We start from the raw sequence: 18,444 nt of genomic DNA, 5'->3' as shown, positions 1-18,444 counted from the left end.
CTGGTCACGCTACCGACGGCGCAGCCAGGCCCGAGCCCGCCGATCCCACTACAAACGCCGAGGCCACACCCTCCAGATGCGGTTGCAGTACTAGGCCGGGCTCGGAGACCTAGCCGGCGTCGCCCTTGGTGTCCTTGGCGCCCTTGGTGTCCTTCACTTCCTCGGAGCCCTCGGAGCCCTTGACGTCCTCGGGACCCTCGGAGCCCCCGGTGTCCTCGGCGTCCTCGGCGTCGTCGGCTTCCGTGACGTCATCGGCGTCCACGGTGTCGACAGTGTCTTCGGCGTCCTCGACGCCATCGTCGAAGTAGGCGTCCAGGACCGCGTCCAGTTGCTCGTCCCACTCCTTGAAGCGCCCCCTGGCCGTCGCCTCGATCTCGATCGGGTACCAACGGCGGTCGGGGGTGTGCACCGTGACGGTGTACCGCTTGCCGAAGCGCGGGGTCTCCGTCTCGACCGCGCCGATCTCGTCCCAGCGGAACTCGCACTCCTCCGCGTCCAGACGGAGACGGACGCCCTTGGCGTCGGCGACGATCCGGGCCCGGCGGTCGGCGGCCTCGAAGACGGGACCGTCGGGGGTCTCGTCCTGCGACTCCTCCGTGTCGGCGGCCGGTTCGGCCGCGGCGGCGGTGTCCTCCGCGACGGCCGCCCCGGCGTCCTCCCGCACGGTGTCCTCGGGCGCGGCGTCCTCCGGAACGGCGTTCTCCGGGGCGACGCCCCCCGGCTTCCCGCCCTTCGGCTCCGCGGTCACGGGCGAGGTGAGCCCGGGGATGAATGCCGGGTCGAATCCGGCGCCCTCCAGGGGCTGGCTGCTCGAACCTATGCGCTGCTCCACAGCGGGCAGTATGGTCGACGATCCTGTGCCGTACACAGTCAGCCCCCGACTTCGTTATGAGACCCCTACATGGGGCCCCGGGCGCGCGACGGACCGCACGAACGCACTCAGAGGACGGCGAGCGCGTCGATCTCGATGAGCAGCCCGGCGGGCAGGCCGACGTAGACCGTCGTGCGGGCGGCGGGGGGCTGGGTCAGTCCCTGCTCCTCGAAGTAGGCGTTGTAGAGGTCGTTCATCTCGGCGAAGTGGTCCACGTCGGTGAGGTAGACGCGGATCATCATCGCGTCGTCCCAGCTCGCGCCGCCCTCCTCCAGGACCGCCTTGACGTTGGCGAGGGTCTGGAGGGTCTGTTCGCGCAGGGTGGGGCCGGCGGGCGTGGGCGGCTTGCCCTCCTCGGCGGGCAGGAAGCCGACCTGCCCGGCGACCTGGAGGATGTTCCCCTTCCGCACCCCGTGCGAGAACCTCGCCGGAGGGGTGGTGTGGGTCTTCGGCGTGAGCGCGGTCTTGTCGGTCATACGGTGTCCTTCACTGGGGTCCGGCCGGAGTACTCGCCGCTGATGTCGTCGGCCGTGCGGCGCACCTGCGGGAGGAGGGTGAGGAGTTCGTCGGCGGTGACGACGACGTTCGGCGCGGACACCGACATCGCGGCGACCACCCGGCCGTCGGCGCCGCGGATCGGCGCGGCGACGCAGTTGATCGACTCCTCGTGGCCGCCGAGGTCGGTGGCCCAGCCCTGTTCGCGCACCTTCTCCAACTCCCGCAGGAACGCGGGGGCGTCGGGGGTGGAACGGGCCGTGTACAGGGGATAGTCGAGCTTCTCGGCGACCGCGCGCCGCTCGGGCTCGGGCAGGTCGGCGAGGAGCAGCTTGGCGACGGCGGCGACGGTGAGGGCGACGGGCCTGCCGATCCGCGAGTACATGCGGACCGGGTAGCGGCTGTCTACCTTGTCGATGTAGAGCACCTCGCCCTCCTCGTACACGGCGAGGTGGACGGTGTGACCGCACCGCTCGTTCAGCCGCGCCAGGTGGGGGTGGGCGATCTCGCGGACGTCGAGGTTCTCCATCGCCTCCTGGGCGAGGGCGAAGAGGCGGGCGCCGAGGCGGTAGCGCTGGTCGGACTGGCGGTAGACCAGCCCGTGCTCGTGGAGGGTGCGCAGCAGGCGCAGGGCGGTGGACTTGTGGACGCCGAGGCGGTCGGCGACCTGTCCGAGGTCGGCGGGGCCCTCGGCGAGCAGCGGAAGGATGCTCAGGGCGCGGTCGACGGTCTGGCTCATGGGGTGCGTACCTCCTCGAGGGCCTCTTCGGCTCGCGTCCAGCCGGGGCCGAGTCGCAGTCTCCCCCACGCGGTGTCGTCGAGGGCGGCGAGGCGGTCGGCGTGGTGGCGGGAAGGGGGCGCGGCGAGGTCGCCGGGGGCGGTGAGGGCGGCGGCGGCCATGAGGTGACCGTGGCGCAGCCGGTCGCGGGCGGGCAGTCCGCGCAGGGTGGCGGAGAGGAACCCGGCGGCGAAGGCGTCGCCGGCACCGACGGCGGCGACGACGTCGACGTGCGGGGCGGGCACGAAGGTGGCGTCCCGGCCGTCGAGGACGGTGGCGCCGTGTACGCCCTGCTTGACGACGACCACCGCGGGCTCGGGGAGGGCGGCCCGGACGGCGCCGGGGTCCGTCAGGTCCCAGAGCTCCCGTGCCTCGTCGTCCCCGACGAACACCAGGTCGGCGCCGCGGGCGAGGTCCCGCAGCACGGCCGGGCCGGTGCCGTCCCGCCACAGGCCGGGCCGGTGGTTGACGTCGAAGGAGACGAGCGGCCGGCCGGGGCGCGGGGCGGTCAGCTCGCGGAGCAGTCCGAGGCAGTCCGCGGAGAGGGCGGCGGTGATCCCGGTCAGGTGCAGGACGCGTCCGGCGCGCACGGCCGCCAGGTCCACGGTGCCGGCCGCCATGGCGGAGGCCGCGGATCCGGCGCGGTAGTAGGCGACCTCGTGCGCGTCGGTGGACCGGTCGGCGGCGGTGCGGAAGTAGACGCCGGTGGGCCGTGCCGGATCCCGCCGGACGGCCGAGACGTCGACCCCGTACCCGCCGATCGTCCCGACCAGGTGATCACCGAACCCGTCGGCTCCCACGCGGCTCACCCAGCGCACCGCGTGTCCGGCCGCGGCCAGCGCGCAGACGACGTTGGACTCGGCGCCGCCGACGGCCCGGTGGAAGGAGGGCACGTCGGCGAGGCGCCCCGGCCGGGACGGCAGGAAGGTGACCATGGACTCGCCGAGCGCGACGACCTCCACGACGTCGGGGGCGTCGCACGGTCCGCTGGTGGGCACGATGGTGGCTCCCGGTCCGTGTGAGGGGGCGGCGAGGGGGCGGCCGTTCCGTTGACCCCGCCTCGGCCGAGATGTTAGACAGCCGTGAGCGACATACGCAACGAGCGTTGCATTGCCTGCAACGCAACTGAGGAGAGAAGCATGGCCCTCGACACCGGTACCGAAGCGCTCGCCCGACTCGCCGAGGAACGCGTCGACCACCGTTTCAAGGGCCTCCCGCCGGACGCGGACGGGCTCACGGTCGGCGAGCTGGCCGCGCAGCGCCGCAACCTCTTCACCGACGGCTTCGCGACCCCCGTCCTGGCCCTGTCCGCCGAGCGTCTGGAGCACAACCTGCGGCTCATGGAGACGTACGCGGCCCGCCACGGCCTCGCCTTCGCGCCGCACGGCAAGACGTCCATGGCCCCGCAGCTCTTCCGGCGCCAGATCGAGCACGGCGCCTGGGGCATCACCGTCGCGGTGCCGCACCAGGTCCGGGTGGCCCGGGCGTACGGCGTGCGGCGGGTCTTCCTCGCGAACGAGCTGGTGGACGCGGCGTCCCTGCGCTGGATCGACGACCGGCAGCTCGCCGACCCGGACTTCCGTGTCGTCTGCTACGTGGACTCCGTGCGCGGGGTCGAGCTGATGGAGGCGGCGCTGCGCGGCACGTCCCGCCCGCTGGACGTGGTCGTCGAACTGGCCGCCGGTGAGGGCGCGCGTACCGGCGTGCGCACGGAGGCGGAGTGCGCCGCGGTGGCGGAGGCGGTGGCGGCCGCCCCGGGCCTGCGGCTGGTCGGGGTCGCCGGGTACGAGGGCGACGTCCCGCAGGCCACCGCCGAGCGGGTGCGCGCCTGGCTCCGGCGGCTGGTCGCGCTCGCCGTGGACCTCGACGCGGCGGGGCGGTTCGCGGACGTGGAGGAGATCGTCGTCAGCGCGGGCGGCAGCGCCTGGTTCGACGTGGTCGCCGACGTCCTCGCCGAGCTGCCCGGCCTCTCCCGGCCGGTGCTGAAGCTGCTGCGCTCGGGCGCGTACGTCTCGCACGACGACGGCCACTACCGCAAGCTGACGCCGTTCAACCGGGTCCCCGAGGAGGGCGCCCTGGAGCCCGCGTTCCGGCTGTGGACGCAGGTGGTCTCCCGCCCCTCCCCCGAGCAGGCCTTCGTCAACGCGGGCAAGCGCGACGCGGCGTACGACCTCGACCTGCCCGTCGCCCAGGTGGTCCGCCGGGACGGCACCGAACGCCCCGCCACCGGCATCTCGGTCACCGCCCTGTCCGACCAGCACGCCTGGCTGCGCACGACCGGCGAGGCGGACCTGGAGGTCGGCGACTGGGTGGGCCTGGGCCTGTCCCACCCGTGCACGTCCTTCGACAAGTGGCAGCTGATCCCGCTGGCCGAGGCGGACGGCACGGTCGTCGACTACATCCGCACGTTCTTCTAGGAGCCGGAAAGGCGGCCGGGCATGGAAGACCTCGTCATCCGGGACGCGGACGTCGTCGACGGCACCGGCGGACCGTCGTACCGCGCCGATGTGGTCGTCGACGACGGCCGGATCGTCTCGATCGTGCGGGAGGCCGCGGCGGCAGGCTGCCAGCGCCCCGGGGCGACGAGGGAGCTGGACGCCGAAGGCCTCGTCCTCTCCCCCGGCTTCATCGACATGCACGCCCACAGCGACCTCGCCCTGCTGCGCGACCCCGACCACAGCGCGAAGGCCGCGCAGGGCGTGACGCTGGAGGTCCTGGGCCAGGACGGGTTGTCGTACGCGCCGGTCGACGACCGCACGCTGGAGGAGGTGCGCCGGGCGATCGCCGGCTGGAACGGGTACGGCGACGACATCGACTTCGACTGGCGGTCGGTGGGCGAGTACCTGGACCGGCTGGACCGCGGGGTCGACGGGCGGGGCATCGCGGTCAACGCGGCCTACCTGGTCCCGCAGGGCACGGTCCGGGCCCTCGCCGTCGGCTGGGAGGACCGGCCGGCCCGCCCCGCCGAGCTGGACCGGATGCGGCGGCTGGTCGCGGAGGGCCTGGAGCAGGGCGCGGTCGGCCTGTCGTCCGGTCTGACCTACACGCCCGGCATGTACGCCGAGGACGCCGAACTCACCGCGCTGTGCGAGGTGGTGGCGCGCCACGGCGGCTACTACTGCCCCCACCACCGCTCGTACGGCGCGGGCGCCCTGGAGGCGTACGCCGAGATGGTGGAGCTGGCCCGGAAGGCGGGCTGCCCCCTCCACCTCGCGCACGCCACCATGAACTTCGGCGTGAACGAGGGCCGGGCCCCGGAGCTGCTGGCCCTGCTGGACGACGCGCTGGCCGCGGGCGCCGACATCACCCTCGACACCTACCCCTACACGCCCGGCTGCACCACGCTCGTCTCCCTGCTGCCGAGCTGGGCGGGCGAGGGCGGCCCCGAGGCGGTCCTGCGCCGCCTCGCCGACGACGCCACGGCCGAACGCGTCCGCCACGACCTGGAGGTGACCGGCGCCGACGGCTGCCACGGCGTGCCGGTCGACTGGGACACCGTCGAGATCTCCGGCGTGCGGGACCCCCGTCTGGCGGACCACGTCGGCCGGACGGTCCAGCGGTCGGCCCGGCTGCGCGGCGAAACCCCCTGGACGACGGCCCGCCGCCTGCTCCTGGAGGACCGCCTGGCCCCGACGGTCCTCCAGCACGTCGGCCACGAGGAGAACGTCCGCGCGATCATGCGCCACCGGGTCCACACCGGCGGTTCGGACGGCATCCTCCAGGGCGACAAGCCGCATCCGCGGGCGTACGGCACGTTCCCGCACTACCTGGGCCGGTACGTGCGGGAGCTCGGCGTGCTGTCGCTGGAGGAGTGCGTCGCCCACCTCACGGGACGCCCGGCGGCCCGGCTGCGTCTGCCGGACCGGGGCCTGGTCCGGGAGGGGTACCGGGCGGACCTGGTGCTGTTCGACCCGGAGACGGTCGCGGCCGGGTCCACCTACGACACCCCGCGCGCGCTGCCCGCCGGCATCCCGCACGTCCTGGTCGACGGCCGCTTCGTGATCGAGGACGGGCGGCGGACGGACGTCCTGGCCGGGCGGGCGGTCCGCCGCCGTCCCGGGTGACGGACCGCCCCTCCGCGCCGCCTACGGCTTGGGCAGGGTGCAGTCTGCGGCGCTCAGGTCCAGCTGGTTGCGGGTGGTGAAGCACGCCGGGAGCTGGTAGGTCTGCTGGGCGTAGTTAATGCCCTGGCGGACGGTGACGGTGCCGTTCTCGTCGACCTCGCACGGGTTGTTCACCGTGCAGGTCCCGCCGTCCTCGTTGCCGGTGTTGTTGACGGCGACGACCGCGCCGGTGGCCTGGTCGACGACCGGCGAGCCGGAGGTGCCGCCGATGGTCTGGCAGGCCGAGGTGTAGCGGACCGAGTCCTTCCAGGTCCAGTCGCCCTCCCGTATCCGGTACACGAACCCGTCGACGGCGCAGCTGTAGAGCCGCTTCCAGTAGCCGGAGGCGACGGTGATCGCGGTGCCGGCGGTGGGGTGCGTGTCCTGGACGGTGAGCGCGCTGATGCCGTAGGAGCCGCGGATGGCCGCGTAGGTGGTGGTGAGCTGGTAGACCGTGGCGTCCGTGTCGGTCATCGTCGCGTACGCGATCTTGGAGGCGCGCAGGGTGGCCACACGGGTGCCGGCGGAGTTCAGCAGCCCGAAGGTGCGGCTGGAGGCCTGACCGACGATCACCTCGCCGGGCTCCGGGAACCCGGTCTCCAGACAGTGGCCGTTGGTGAGCACCAGCGCCGGGTCGGTGTCGAGGGAGTCCGGGAAGCGCACGACGGAGCCGGAACAGTTGCTCAGCGCGACGGTCCCGGCCAGGGTGACGGCCTGGAGGGCGGGCGACGCGGGAGCCGCGGTCGGCGCGGCGGCGGTCACCGCGGCGGTCGTGGGCGCGGTGGCGCCGGTGATCGCGGTGGCGGCCGGCGCCGTGCCGGTCCCGGGTGTCGCGACCGCGGGCGCCGCGCCGGCCCCGGCGATGGCCAGGGCGAAGAGCGCGGCGACGAGAGGCTTGGGCATGTGGGGGTCCCCTCTGACGACGAGGCGACCGGAGGTCTTCCGGCCGCCCGCTGACTTGTCATGTGCATCATCAGTGCGTCAGGAGGGGAGAACAAGCAGTGCTTTTCGGCCGCCGGGCACGGCGGAGGCCGCGGCGGGGAGAGCGAGGCCAGGAGAGCGAGGCCGGGAAAGCGAGGCCGGGAAAGCGAAGCCAGGAAAGCGAAGCCGGGAAAGCGAAGCCAGGAAAGCGAAGCCAGGAAAGCGAAGCCAGGAAAGCGAAGCCAGGAAAGCGAAGCCAGGAAAGCGAAGCCAGGAAAGCGAAGCCGGGAAAGCGAAGCCGGGCGCGGCACCGGGCCCGCGAGCACCCCGGGACCACCGGGCCTTACCGATTCCCCTTGAATCCGCCGGATCCGCCCGCCCCGCGCCCCCTCCTGTTGCCCTTGGCCACAGGGGAGCCGGAGACGGCCGCCCCGTCCGCCGAGGCGGCGCCCGTCGGTGTGCCGGCCCCGGCGGTCGCCCCGGACACCTCCCCCGCCGTGGTCTCCGCGGCCCCCGGCGACGCCGTGCCCCGCGAGCCGGAGGACGTGCCGGCAGTCCCGGTCGCGCCCGCGGAGCCGGAGGACGTGCCGGGAGTCCCGGCCCCGCCCGCGGAGGCGGACGCCGACGGGGACACCGACTCCGCGGGGACGGCCGACTCCTCGGGCGCCGAGCGCGTACTCCCCTGCCCATCGCGCGCGTCGCCCTCCGGGGCCCCGGAGAATCCCACCCCCGCGATCAGCGCGGCCACCGAGACGGCTCCCGCCGCCCCCAGGGCGGCCACCACCCGCCACGACCGCCCCGGCCCCGCCCCGCGCGCCGCCGCGCGCCGCCGGGCCGCACGGCCACCCCCGCCCCCGGCCCCGGTGCCGTTACCCGCCCCGGCGTCGGCACCGGCGTCGGCCCCGGCGTCGGCGGGACCCACGTGCGGCAGCTCGGCCGTCTCGTCGTAGGCGCTCTCCCAGCCGTGCGCGGCGGCCGGATCCCGGTACTGCTCGTACGCCGGCGCGTCCGCCGCGTCCGGGAGGTACACGTTCGGACGCACCGGGGACACCTCACTTTCACCTGGCCTGAACATGACCGTGGATTGTAGGTACCCGTGGGGCGCAAGGGACAGCAGAGGGTGATACCCACCCAAACAAGACGTCTCACGTGGCGGAAAACACCCCCCGGTGAGCGTTACCGAGCCGTAAGCTCCCAGACATGCAGGTGATCCAGTCCACGAAGCTCGCCAATGTCTGCTACGAGATCCGGGGCCCGGTTCTCGAGGAGGCGATGCGCCTGGAAGCGGCAGGGCACCGCATCCTGAAGCTGAACACCGGGAACCCGGCCGCGTTCGGCTTCGACTGCCCACCGGAGATCCTGGAGGACATCCTCCGCAACGTCTCCTCCGCGCACGGCTACGGAGACGCCAAGGGCCTGCTGGCCGCGCGCCGCGCGGTCGTCATGCACAACCAGACCCTGGGCATCGAGACGGACGTCGAGCACGTCTTCATCGGCAACGGCGTCTCCGAGCTGATCGTGATGGCGATGCAGGGCCTGCTGGACGACGGGGACGAGGTCCTCGTACCGGCGCCCGACTACCCGCTGTGGACGGCGGCGGTCTCCCTCTCCGGCGGCACGGCCGTCCACTACCGCTGCGACGAGCAGGCGGACTGGATGCCGGACCTCGCCGACGTCGAGCGGAAGGTCACCGACCGCACCAAGGCGATCGTCATCATCAACCCGAACAACCCGACGGGCGCGGTGTACGACGAGGCGATGGTGCGGGGCCTGACCGACATCGCCCGCCGGCACAACCTGCTCGTCTGCTCGGACGAGATCTACGACAAGATCCTGTACGACGGCGCCACGCACACCCCGACCGCCTCGGTCGCCCCGGACCTGCTGACCCTCACCTTCAACGGCATGTCGAAGGCGTACCGGGTGGCCGGCTACCGCGTCGGCTGGGTGTCGGTCTCGGGCCCGCGCGCCCACGCCGACTCCTACATCGAGGGTCTGACGATCCTGGCGAACATGCGGCTGTGCGCGAACATGCCGGGTCAGCACGGCGTCGTGGCCGCGCTCAGCGGCCGCCAGACCATCAACGACCTGGTACTGCCGGGCGGGCGGCTGCGCGAGCAGCGCGACGTGGCGTACGAGCTGCTGACCCAGATCCCGGGGGTGAGCTGCGTCAAGCCGAAGGGGGCGCTGTACCTCTTCCCGCGGCTGGACCCCACGGTGTTCAAGATCAAGGACGACCGGCGGATGGTCCTGGACCTGCTGCGCCGGGAGAAGATCATGGTCGTCCAGGGCACCGGCTTCAACTGGCCCGAGCCGGACCACTTCCGGGTGGTGACCCTGCCGACGGTCACGGACCTGCGGGACGCGGTCGGCCGGATCGCGCGCTTCCTGGACGGCTACGGCCAGCCCTGACCCCGCCCCCACTGCCGCCGCCATGATCATATAAGTCCGGTTTTGCGATCAGCTCAACTTTAGACGAAATCTAAGCTAGGATGGTTTCCTGTCAGAGCACGGGAGGCCATCCTCATGTACGAGCCGATCCGCACCAAGTCGGTCCACAGCACGATGGCCGGCACCACCTCCGACTTCCCCCATCGGTCCCGCGAGGAGGAGCTGGACATCCAGCTCGCGGGCCATCTCGCCGCGCTGCTCGCCGTCACCGACGAGCTGCGCGCGCAGGCACCGTCCACCGACCTGGACACCGCGGCCGAACGGCTCGCGCAGCAGGTGGCCCGGTTGCGGGGAGGGCGGACGCCGGTCCGCGCGGTGACATCCGGCGACCGTGAGGCACCCCTCACGGCACTGCACGAGCGGGCGCACATGCTCGCCGGGCGCGCCCTGGTCGTCGCGGCGTCGCGAGCCGACACCGCGGTGGCGATCCTCGTGGCGGAGCGCATGGACGCGCACTCCGCCGCGCTGTCCGGCGGGGAACTGACCCCCGCCGGCTGACCCCTCCCGGGCCGGCCCCCACCCGGGTCCGGCCCTCCCCGGGGTCCCCGCGAACGGCCCCGGTCCGCGTGCACCCGCAGCGACGCGCGGACCGGGCGCCACGCCCTGCGTACGCTAAAGCCATGGGCATGGACTACGCGAAGATGCGCGCGATCGCCGAAGAGCTCGGGACCTACGCCGAGCGGCTCGAAGGGGCCTGGAGCGTCGAGATCGGCCCGGCCGGTCCGATACTGGCCATGATGTGCCCGTCGAAGCGTCATGAGGGCACCATCCGCCGCATCTGCAAGCAGTTGGACGCACAGCTTGCCGGCACTCACCCCGGATACGTTTGTGCGAACGGCCCCGAGATCGAGCACGCCGGACTCGGCCGCATGCGCCTCCCCGACGCCGTCGTCATCCCCGAGGACGTCCTCGACGAGGAGGGCCTCGCCGTCGACGCCACGCAGGTGCTCGCGGTCGTCGAGATCATCTCACCGTCCAACCCGAACAACGACTACGTCGAGAAGCTCGCCGACTACCCCGCCATGGGCATCCCCCACTACCTGATCGTCGACCCGCGCACCGGCACAGTCGAGGTGCACTCCGAGCCCTGCCGGGGCCGCTACACCCGCAAGGACCCGTACATCTACGGGGACAAAGTGCCCTTCGGTGCCTGGACGGTGGACACCTCCGACTTCCGCCGCTACGGCGAGGCCGGCAACAGCATGGACTGACGCGGGCCCGGGCACCGGACGACCTGCAACGGGAACGGCCGGTTCCCGTTGCGTTCCGGGTCGCCCCCTTCACCCCCCGTTCATCCGCCCCACCCGGGAACGACCCGTTCCGCGAGCACGCTCCCCGCGTGAGACGTATCGCAGGAATAGTCCTCGCGGTGCTGCTGATCGGTGGCGTGGTGGCCGCCGTCGTCGCAGGCCGGAACAACGAGGCGACAGGCACGGCAACGAAGACCGTGCGCATGGTCATCGGGTCGGAGAAGGCGGAGTTCTTCGCGGATCCGGACGTGGTGAAGGCCCTCGCCGCCAAGGGCTGGACCGTGCAGGCCGAGACCTCCGGGTCCTGGGCCATGGAAGGGCTGGACCTCGAGGGGTACGACCTCGCCTTCCCGTCCAGTCAGGCACCGGCCGTCGAGCTGGCGGCCAAGTACCGGGTGACGGGGACCCTCCCCCGCCCCTTCTACTCGCCGCTCGTCGTCGTGGCGCACCAGAACGCCGCCGAGGTGCTCGCCGGCAACGGCCTCGCCACCCTGGACGCCGAGCACCGCGGCACGTTCGAGATGGCCGCCTACCTCGACGCGGCCCGCGCCGACCGCACCTGGCAGCAGCTCAAGGGGGCCGAGAAGTACGGTGAGCTGACGGGCACGCTGTACCTGTCCAGCACCGACCCGGAGACCTCCAACTCCGGTGCCCTCTACCTCGCCGCCGCCTCCTACGTCGCGGGCGGCGGCAAGGTCGTCGCGAGCGACGCCGAGATCGACAGGACCGGGCCGCTGCTGCACAAGCTGGTCAGCGTGCAGGGCGCCCAGCAGTCCAGCACGGACGCGGCCTTCCGGGACTTCGTCAGCGGCGCCGGCAACCCGCTCGTCCTCGTCTACGAGTCGCAGGTCGCCTCCCTCCTCGCGGACGGACAGCAGCCCGACGACCTGGTCGTCCTCTACCCGGACACCACGGTCAACAGCGACCACACCGCCGTACCGCTCACCGAGAACGGCAAGGCCGTGGCCGAACTCCTCGCCACGGACCCGCTGCTGCGCGAACTGGAGGTCCGGCACGGATTCCGCCCGCAGGGCGACACCGCCGGGTTCGCCTCGGCCGGCACCTACCTCAAGCAGCGACTGACCGGCGTCCGCCAGGCGCCCGTGCCCACCTCGAAGGTGCTGCACGAGCTGGCGCGACGGGCGCGCGGATAAGGGGGACACCATCATGAGCACGACCGACGACACCTTCACCCTCACCCCGCCCGAGCCGGTGGCCGCCGTGCCGCGCGAGAAGGCCGGCGGACTCGTCCCGGTGGACGACGGGGTGCGCACCGACATGGCAGCCAAGGCCGCCGCGTACGTCGAGTCACTGGCCGTCCTCGACGCCCGCTCGCCCGAGTTCGCCGGCAAGGTCGGCGAGATCACCGCGCTCGGCGCCGGCGAGATGCGCACGGCCGCGGCGCAGTCCAACCGCATGCTGGAGCGGACCGTCCGCAGCCTGCCCGACAAGGGCGGTGACGCCCAGTCGCAGGTCGCGGGCTCGCTCGTCGAACTGCGGCGGGTGGTGGAGGACCTGGACCCGCGCGACCTGTCCGCGAACAAGGGACGCAGGTTCCTGTCCAGGCTGCCCGGCGGCAACAGGCTGCGCGACCACGTCGCCAAGTACGCCTCCGCGCAGGGCACGTTGAACAAGATCGTGGGATCGCTGCGCGGCGGACAGGACGAACTGCGCCGCGACAACGCCGCGTTGCAGACCGAGCGGGTCCGCCTGTGGGAGACCATGGGCAAGCTCCAGGAGTACGTCGTCCTCACCGACGCCCTGGACACGGCCGTCGAGCGGCACATCACCGGCGTCGCGGGCACCGACCCCGAGCGCGCCGACGGACTGCGCGCCGACGTCCTCTTCCCCGTCCGGCAGAAGCACCAGGACCTGCTCACCCAGCTCGCGGTGTGCGCGCAGGGCTACCTCGCCATGGACGTCGTACGCCGCAACAACGACGAGCTGATCAAGGGCGTCGACCGGGCGGCCACCACGACCGTCTCCGCGCTGCGGATCTCCGTGATGCTGGCCTCCGCCCTGGACCACCAGAAGAAGGTCATCGAGCAGGTCAACGCGCTGCGCGGGACGACCGAGGACCTCATCCGGGGCAACGCCGAGATGCTGGCCACGCAGAGCGGGGAGATCCAGCGGATCGCCGCCGACCCGGCCGTGGGCGCCGAGACCCTGCGCGCGGCCTTCCAGCAGATCTACCGCACCCTCGACGCCATCGACAGCTACAAGGTGCAGGCGACCGAGGCGATGGCGGCGACCGTGGAGAGCCTGACCGCGGAACTCCAGGGCGCGAGCACCTACCTGGAGCGCAGCCGGTCGCGGGGCGCGCTGGACGGGGGCCTCGGATGAGACGGCCCCTGCTCGCCCTGACCGCGCTCGCCCTGCTGCTGACCGCCTGCACCGGCCAGGAGCGCGAGGACGACCCCGCCGCCCCCGCGCCCGGCACCCTGCGGGTCCTCGCCTCCAGCGAGCTCGCCGACATGGAGCCGGTGTGGGAGCAGGTCCGCGAGGACACCGGCGTGACGATCCGGCCCACCTACATGGGCACCCTGGACGCGGTGAACCTGCTGGCGGAGAAGAGCGCCGACGCCCGCTACGACGCCGTGTGGCTGTCCTCCAACGACTACCTGCGGCTGCGGCCGGAGGTCGCGAAGAAGGTCGTGTCCGAGACGCCGGTGATGTCCAGCCCGGTCGCGCTCGGCGTGAAGACGGAGACGCTGAACTCGCTGGGCTGGACGCCGGAGAACGTCACCTGGGCGCAGATCGAACAGGCCGTCCAGGACGGCGGGCTGACCTACGGCATGACCGACCCGGCCCGCTCCCACTCCGGCTTCGCCACCCTCGTCTCGGTCGCCTCGGCGCTCTCCGGCGCCCAGTCCGCGCTCACCGACGCGGACGTGGCGAAGGCGACCCCGCGGCTGAAGGAGTTCTTCACGGGGCAGCAGCTGACGTCGGGTTCGTCGGGCTGGCTGGCGAGCGCCTACCGGCGGCGCGGTGACGTCGACGCGCTGCTCAACTACGAGTCGGTGCTCAAGGGCATCCCCGGCCTGACCGTGATCCGGCCCAAGGACGGCGTGGTCACCGCCGACTACCCGCTGTCCTCCCTGGCCGCGACCGACGCGGCGACCCGCGAGGACGTCAAGAAGGTCGCAGACGCGCTGCGCACCCCCGGCGTCCAGAAGCTGATCACCACACGGACCCACCGCCGCCCGGTCGTCGCCTCCGTACCGCCCGCGTCCGGACTGGACACCACCCGGCGGCGCGAACTGCCCTTCCCGGGCAGCCGTTCGGTGGCCGACGGCCTGCTCGACGCGTACGAGAACGAACTGCGCCGGCCCTCCCGGACGGTGTACGTCCTCGACACCTCCGGCTCCATGGAGGGCGACCGGCTCCAGGGGCTCAAGGACGCGCTCACCGGTCTCACCGGCGACTTCCGCGACCGCGAGGAGGTCACCCTGATGCCGTTCGGCTCGGACGTGAAGAGCGTCCGCACGCACGTCGTCAGCCCCTCCGATCCGGAGACCGGGCTCGCCGCGATCCGCGAGGACACCGAAGGGCTGGAGGCGGACGGCGACACCGCGATCTACACCTCGCTCCAGAAGGCGTACGACCACCTGGGCACCGGCCGGGACACGTTCACCTCGATCGTGCTGATGACCGACGGCGAGAACACCGCCGGGGCGGACGCCGGGGACTTCGACGACTTCTACCGGAGGCTGAGCGGCGCGCGGCAGGACATCCCCGTCTTCCCCATCCTCTTCGGCGACTCCGACCGCTCCGAGCTGGAGCACATCGCCGAGCTGACCGGCGGCCGCCTCTTCGACGCCCAGGCGGGCTCGCTGGACGGTGCCTTCGAGGAGATCCGTGGCTACCAGTAGGGTCACCGGGTACCTGGAGTCCCGCAAGAACATCACGGGCAGCCTGTGCGGACTGGCCGGCCTGGCCCTCACCTTCGCGGGGGTGGCGGGCCCGTACTGGCCGGTCGTGGTCGCCGGGCTGTACGGCGCGGGCGCGCTGATCGCCCCGCCGGAGCGCCCGCCGGTGCCGGACTTCCCCGACCCGTCCGCCCAGCTCGACGAGGTGCGCGCCGACTTCGGCCGGCTCCGGGCCTATCTGGCGGACGTCGACCTGCCGCCGGCCGCCGCGGGCCGGCTCACCGAGCTGACCGAGCTGCTGGCCGCGCTGCTGGACCCCGGCTGGGTCACCGAGCTGCTCGCCCAGGACCCGGAGGCCGTGCACGCCCTGTCCCGGGCCGTGCGGCAGGACGTCCCGGAGGCCGTCGACACGTTCGTCCGGACCCGGTGGTGGACCCGGCTCGCCCCCGGCCAGGAGCCTCCCGAACGGCACCTGGAGAAGCAGCTGGCGCTGCTGCGGGAGGAGGCGGAACGGCTGGCCGCGGGCCTGCGCGAGACGGAGGCGCGGCGGCAGGAGTCGCACACCCGGTACCTGGAGGACCGGTCGCAGTGAGGGGGTGGGCGGGACGGGCGAAGGCCTGCCGCCGTCCCTCCCGTCGGGGCGGACGGGAGGGACGACGACAGGCCCAGGGCCTCGCACGCCGTTGTGCGAAGCCTCGCCGGTCTGTGGTGCTCACCGCGGCCGGCCGTGACGATACTGCTGGTCAGGGCACGATCGGAGCCGGCCGCGGCGTCTTGGGTGGGCTCGCTCAGCCCAGGCGCCGCACCAGGGCGCGGTACTCGTCCCACAGCGCCTCGGGCGTGTGGTCGCCGAAGGTGTTCAGGTGCTCCGGGACGAGGGCGGCCTCCTCGCGCCACACGTCCTTGTCGACGGTGAGCAGGAAGTCCAGGTCGGAGTCGGCGAGGTCGAGGCCGTCGGTGTCGAGGGCGTCCTTGGTGGGCAGCACGCCGATCGGCGTCTCGACGCCCTCCGCCCTGCCCTCCAGCCGCTCCACGATCCACTTCAGGACGCGGCCGTTCTCGCCGAAGCCGGGCCAGACGAACGCGCCCTCGTCGTTCTTGCGGAACCAGTTGACGTAGTAGATCTTCGGGAGCTTCGCCGGGTCCTTGCCCTGGGCGACGTCGATCCAGTGGCCCATGTAGTCGCCCATGTTGTAGCCGCAGAACGGCAGCATGGCGAACGGGTCGCGGCGCAGCTCGCCGACCTTGCCCTCGGCGGCGGCGGTCTTCTCGGAGGCCACGTTGGCGCCGAGGAAGACGCCGTGGTTCCAGTCGAAGGACTCGGTGACCAGCGGTACGGCGGTGGCGCGCCGGCCGCCGAAGAGGATCGCCGAGATCGGCACGCCCTTGGGGTCCTCCCACTCGGGCGCGATGATCGGGCACTGGGCGGCGGGCACGGTGAAGCGGGCGTTGGGGTGGGCGGCCGGGGTGCCGGACTCCGGCGTCCAGTCGTTGCCCTTCCAGTCCGTCAGGTGGGCCGGGGTCTCCTCCGTCATGCCCTCCCACCAGACGTCGCCGTCGTCGGTGAGCGCCACGTTGGTGAAGACCGAGTTGCCCCACAGCGTCTTCATCGCGTTGGCGTTGGTGTGCTCACCGGTGCCGGGCGCGACGCCGAAGAAACCGGCCTCGGGGTTGATGGCGTACAGCCGGCCGTCCTCGCCGAAGCGCATCCAGGCGATGTCGTCGCCGATCGTCTCGACGGTCCAGCCGGAGAGCGTCGGCTCCAGCATGGCGAGGTTCGTCTTGCCGCAGGCGCTCGGGAAGGCCGCGGCGACGTACTTGGACTCGCCCTGCGGCGGGGTCAGCTTGAGGATGAGCATGTGCTCGGCGAGCCAGCCCTCGTCGCGGGCCATGACGGAGGCGATGCGCAGGGCGTAGCACTTCTTGCCGAGCAGGGCGTTGCCGCCGTAGCCGGAGCCGTAGGACCAGATCTCGCGGGTCTCCGGGAAGTGGGAGATGTACTTGGTCCGGTTGCAGGGCCAGGGGACGTCCTGCTCGCCCGGCTCCAGGGGGGCGCCGAGGGTGTGCACGGCCTTCACGAAGAAGCCCTCGGAGCCGAGTTCGTCGAGGACCGGACGGCCCATGCGGGTCATGGTGCGCATGGAGACGGCCACGTACGCCGAGTCGGTGATCTCGACGCCGAGCGCGGAGAGCGGGGAGCCGAGCGGGCCCATGCAGAAGGGCACGACGTACATCGTCCGGCCGCGCATCGAGCCGCGGAACAGGCCCTTCTCGCCCTGGAAGATCTCCCGCATCTCGTCGGGGGCCTTCCAGTGGTTGGTCGGGCCGGCGTCCTCCTCCTTCTCGGAGCAGATGAAGGTGCGGTCCTCGACGCGGGCGACGTCGGTCGGGTCGGAGGCCGCGTGGTAGGAGTGCGGGCGCTTGACCGGGTCGAGTTCGCGGAAGGTGCCCTTCTCGACCAGTTCGTCGCAGAGCCGCTGGTACTCGGCCTCGGATCCGTCACACCAGACCACGTTGTCCGGCTGGGTCAGTTCGGCGATCTCGTTCACCCACGAGATCAGTTCCTGGTGCTGGGTGGGGACGACGGGGGGAGCCGCGATGTCGCGCGCCACGATTGCTCCTAGGTGAGGGATTTTGTCCTTGTCTGCCCCGTGGGGGCCGCGACCCGGATGCTTCGCAGCGAGCTGCTGAGCGCTCATCCGGTGTCGACCGCACTCATATGATCATCCGACGCCTCAGCGCATCTGTCCAGAGGGCGTCACAGATGAGCAGAGTGAGCCTTGCCACGCGTACCCCCGGGAGCGCCGGCCCATGCATCCGCCGCCGTCGTCGCACGTCACCCGCCCGCACCGCCGACTCCCCCGGGGGCGTGAGATGATGGCCACCGTCGGCCGCTCATCTCGCCCCGTTGACCCGTAACTTACGGTTCCGTAGGTACGATGCGGCGCATGACTGCGTCCGCCCCCGACGCGCCCAGGGACACGCAGGCCGCCGGCCACGGTCCCGTCGCGCTCTCCCTGCCGCATCCGGTCAAGCCCAAGCTCCGCGGTTGGCTGCACCTCGGCATGTTCCCGGCCGCCCTCATCGCGGGCCTCGTGCTCACCGCCCTCGCCGACTCCCCGAGAGGCCGCATCGCCTGCGGCGTCTACGCCCTCACCGCATGCCTGCTGTTCGGCGTCAGCGCGCTGTACCACCGGGGCGACTGGTCCCCGCGCATGGACGGCATCCTGCGCCGCCTCGACCACGCGAACATCTTCCTGATCATCGCGGGCACCTACACGCCGCTGACGATGCTGCTCCTGCCGGGCAGCAAGGGGCAGTGGCTGCTGTGGGGCATCTGGGCCGCCGCGGCGGCGGGGATCGTCTTCCGCGTCTTCTGGGTCGGCGCCCCGCGCTGGCTCTACACGCCCTGCTACATCGCGATGGGCTGGGCGGCCGTCTTCTTCCTGCCCGACTTCATGCGCGCGGGCGGGATCGCGGTCCTGGTCCTGGTGATCGTCGGCGGCCTCCTCTACAGCGCGGGCGGCGTGATCTACGGCATCAAGCGCCCGAACCCGTCACCTCGGTGGTTCGGCTTCCACGAGGTGTTCCACTCCTTCACGCTGGCCGCGTTCATCGCGCACTACGTGGGCATCTCGCTGGTGGCGTACCAGCACGCGTAGCTCCCCCCCTCCCCACCCCCCATCCCATCCCATCCCCGTTCCCG

Annotated in this window: 17 protein-coding genes; 10 read left to right on the top strand and 7 right to left on the bottom strand. The window is 72.4% G+C overall.

Features of this window, described 5'->3' with window-relative positions:
- Window positions 1–109: 109 nt before the first annotated feature.
- The 4 genes from ACFV9M_RS32670 to ACFV9M_RS32655 all read right to left on the bottom strand — a co-directional run bounded on the left by ACFV9M_RS32670 (window position 110) and on the right by ACFV9M_RS32655 (window position 3,142).
- Window positions 110–832 (bottom strand): hypothetical protein, encoded by a 723-nt coding sequence (locus ACFV9M_RS32670; protein WP_385070383.1) that lies wholly within the window; start codon window positions 830–832, stop codon window positions 110–112.
- A 107-nt stretch (window positions 833–939) separates the two neighbouring features.
- Window positions 940–1,347 carry a RidA family protein gene (locus ACFV9M_RS32665; RefSeq protein ID WP_385070386.1) on the bottom strand — a complete coding sequence of 136 codons (408 nt, stop codon included), beginning with the start codon at window positions 1,345–1,347 and terminating at the stop codon, window positions 940–942.
- Window positions 1,344–2,105: an IclR family transcriptional regulator gene (locus ACFV9M_RS32660; RefSeq protein WP_385070388.1), complete on the bottom strand. Its 762-nt coding sequence runs from the start codon at window positions 2,103–2,105 to the stop codon at window positions 1,344–1,346. Before ACFV9M_RS32660 ends, ACFV9M_RS32665 begins: the two co-directional genes overlap by 4 nt.
- Complete coding sequence (locus ACFV9M_RS32655) at window positions 2,102–3,142, bottom strand: sugar kinase (protein ID WP_385070390.1); 1,041 nt, start codon at window positions 3,140–3,142, stop codon at window positions 2,102–2,104. Before ACFV9M_RS32655 ends, ACFV9M_RS32660 begins: the two co-directional genes overlap by 4 nt.
- Before the next feature lie 141 nt (window positions 3,143–3,283).
- Here ACFV9M_RS32655 and ACFV9M_RS32650 point away from each other — a divergent pair, with 141 nt between their 5' ends.
- Window positions 3,284–4,561 carry an amino acid deaminase gene (locus tag ACFV9M_RS32650; protein ID WP_385070393.1) on the top strand — a complete coding sequence of 426 codons (1,278 nt, stop codon included), beginning with the start codon at window positions 3,284–3,286 and terminating at the stop codon, window positions 4,559–4,561.
- A 21-nt stretch (window positions 4,562–4,582) separates the two neighbouring features.
- On the top strand, window positions 4,583–6,208 hold the full coding sequence (locus ACFV9M_RS32645; RefSeq protein WP_385070396.1) for an amidohydrolase family protein: 1,626 nt from the start codon (window positions 4,583–4,585) through the stop codon (window positions 6,206–6,208).
- A 21-nt stretch (window positions 6,209–6,229) separates the two neighbouring features.
- Here the strand turns inward: ACFV9M_RS32645 and ACFV9M_RS32640 are convergent, their stop codons facing one another.
- Together ACFV9M_RS32640 and ACFV9M_RS32635 are read right to left on the bottom strand one after the other, a co-directional pair.
- On the bottom strand, window positions 6,230–7,150 hold the full coding sequence (locus ACFV9M_RS32640; protein WP_385070397.1) for a serine protease: 921 nt from the start codon (window positions 7,148–7,150) through the stop codon (window positions 6,230–6,232).
- A gap of 361 nt (window positions 7,151–7,511) precedes the next feature.
- Window positions 7,512–8,210 carry a hypothetical protein gene (locus tag ACFV9M_RS32635; RefSeq protein WP_385070400.1) on the bottom strand — a complete coding sequence of 233 codons (699 nt, stop codon included), beginning with the start codon at window positions 8,208–8,210 and terminating at the stop codon, window positions 7,512–7,514.
- Between the two features lie 158 nt (window positions 8,211–8,368).
- On the opposite strand from ACFV9M_RS32635, the gene ACFV9M_RS32630 reads away from it, so the two are divergent.
- From ACFV9M_RS32630 to ACFV9M_RS32600, 7 genes are all read left to right on the top strand, one after another.
- Window positions 8,369–9,580: a pyridoxal phosphate-dependent aminotransferase gene (locus tag ACFV9M_RS32630; RefSeq protein ID WP_385070402.1), complete on the top strand. Its 1,212-nt coding sequence runs from the start codon at window positions 8,369–8,371 to the stop codon at window positions 9,578–9,580.
- A gap of 114 nt (window positions 9,581–9,694) precedes the next feature.
- Window positions 9,695–10,117, top strand: a complete 423-nt coding sequence (locus ACFV9M_RS32625) for a hypothetical protein (RefSeq protein ID WP_385070405.1) — start codon at window positions 9,695–9,697, stop codon at window positions 10,115–10,117.
- A 128-nt stretch (window positions 10,118–10,245) separates the two neighbouring features.
- Window positions 10,246–10,830 (top strand): Uma2 family endonuclease, encoded by a 585-nt coding sequence (locus ACFV9M_RS32620; protein WP_385070551.1) that lies wholly within the window; start codon window positions 10,246–10,248, stop codon window positions 10,828–10,830.
- A gap of 128 nt (window positions 10,831–10,958) precedes the next feature.
- A complete protein-coding gene (locus tag ACFV9M_RS32615) occupies window positions 10,959–12,023 on the top strand; it encodes a hypothetical protein (RefSeq protein ID WP_385070408.1) in 1,065 nt (354 codons plus the stop codon).
- A 13-nt stretch (window positions 12,024–12,036) separates the two neighbouring features.
- Window positions 12,037–13,212, top strand: coding sequence for a toxic anion resistance protein (locus ACFV9M_RS32610; RefSeq protein ID WP_385070411.1), 1,176 nt, complete (start codon window positions 12,037–12,039; stop codon window positions 13,210–13,212).
- Window positions 13,209–14,741 (top strand): substrate-binding domain-containing protein, encoded by a 1,533-nt coding sequence (locus tag ACFV9M_RS32605; protein WP_385070413.1) that lies wholly within the window; start codon window positions 13,209–13,211, stop codon window positions 14,739–14,741. The genes ACFV9M_RS32610 and ACFV9M_RS32605 overlap by 4 nt, the downstream gene beginning before the upstream one ends.
- Window positions 14,728–15,330: a hypothetical protein gene (locus ACFV9M_RS32600; protein ID WP_385070415.1), complete on the top strand. Its 603-nt coding sequence runs from the start codon at window positions 14,728–14,730 to the stop codon at window positions 15,328–15,330. Before ACFV9M_RS32605 ends, ACFV9M_RS32600 begins: the two co-directional genes overlap by 14 nt.
- 196 nt (window positions 15,331–15,526) lie before the next feature.
- On the opposite strand, the gene ACFV9M_RS32595 is transcribed toward ACFV9M_RS32600, so the two are convergent.
- The gene (locus tag ACFV9M_RS32595; RefSeq protein ID WP_385070417.1) at window positions 15,527–17,350 is read right to left on the bottom strand and encodes a phosphoenolpyruvate carboxykinase (GTP); all 1,824 of its coding nucleotides are present in this window, start codon (window positions 17,348–17,350) and stop codon (window positions 15,527–15,529) included.
- 336 nt (window positions 17,351–17,686) lie between these two features.
- On the opposite strand from ACFV9M_RS32595, the gene ACFV9M_RS32590 reads away from it, so the two are divergent.
- Window positions 17,687–18,400, top strand: coding sequence for a hemolysin III family protein (locus ACFV9M_RS32590; protein ID WP_385070420.1), 714 nt, complete (start codon window positions 17,687–17,689; stop codon window positions 18,398–18,400).
- Window positions 18,401–18,444 lie beyond the last annotated feature (44 nt).

The organism is Streptomyces sp. NPDC059895 (assembly GCF_042731035.1).
Classification (GTDB): domain Bacteria; phylum Actinomycetota; class Actinomycetes; order Streptomycetales; family Streptomycetaceae; genus Streptomyces.
The sequence above is the reverse complement of the archived record's forward strand: the minus strand, read 5'-3'. Positions and strand labels throughout refer to the sequence as shown.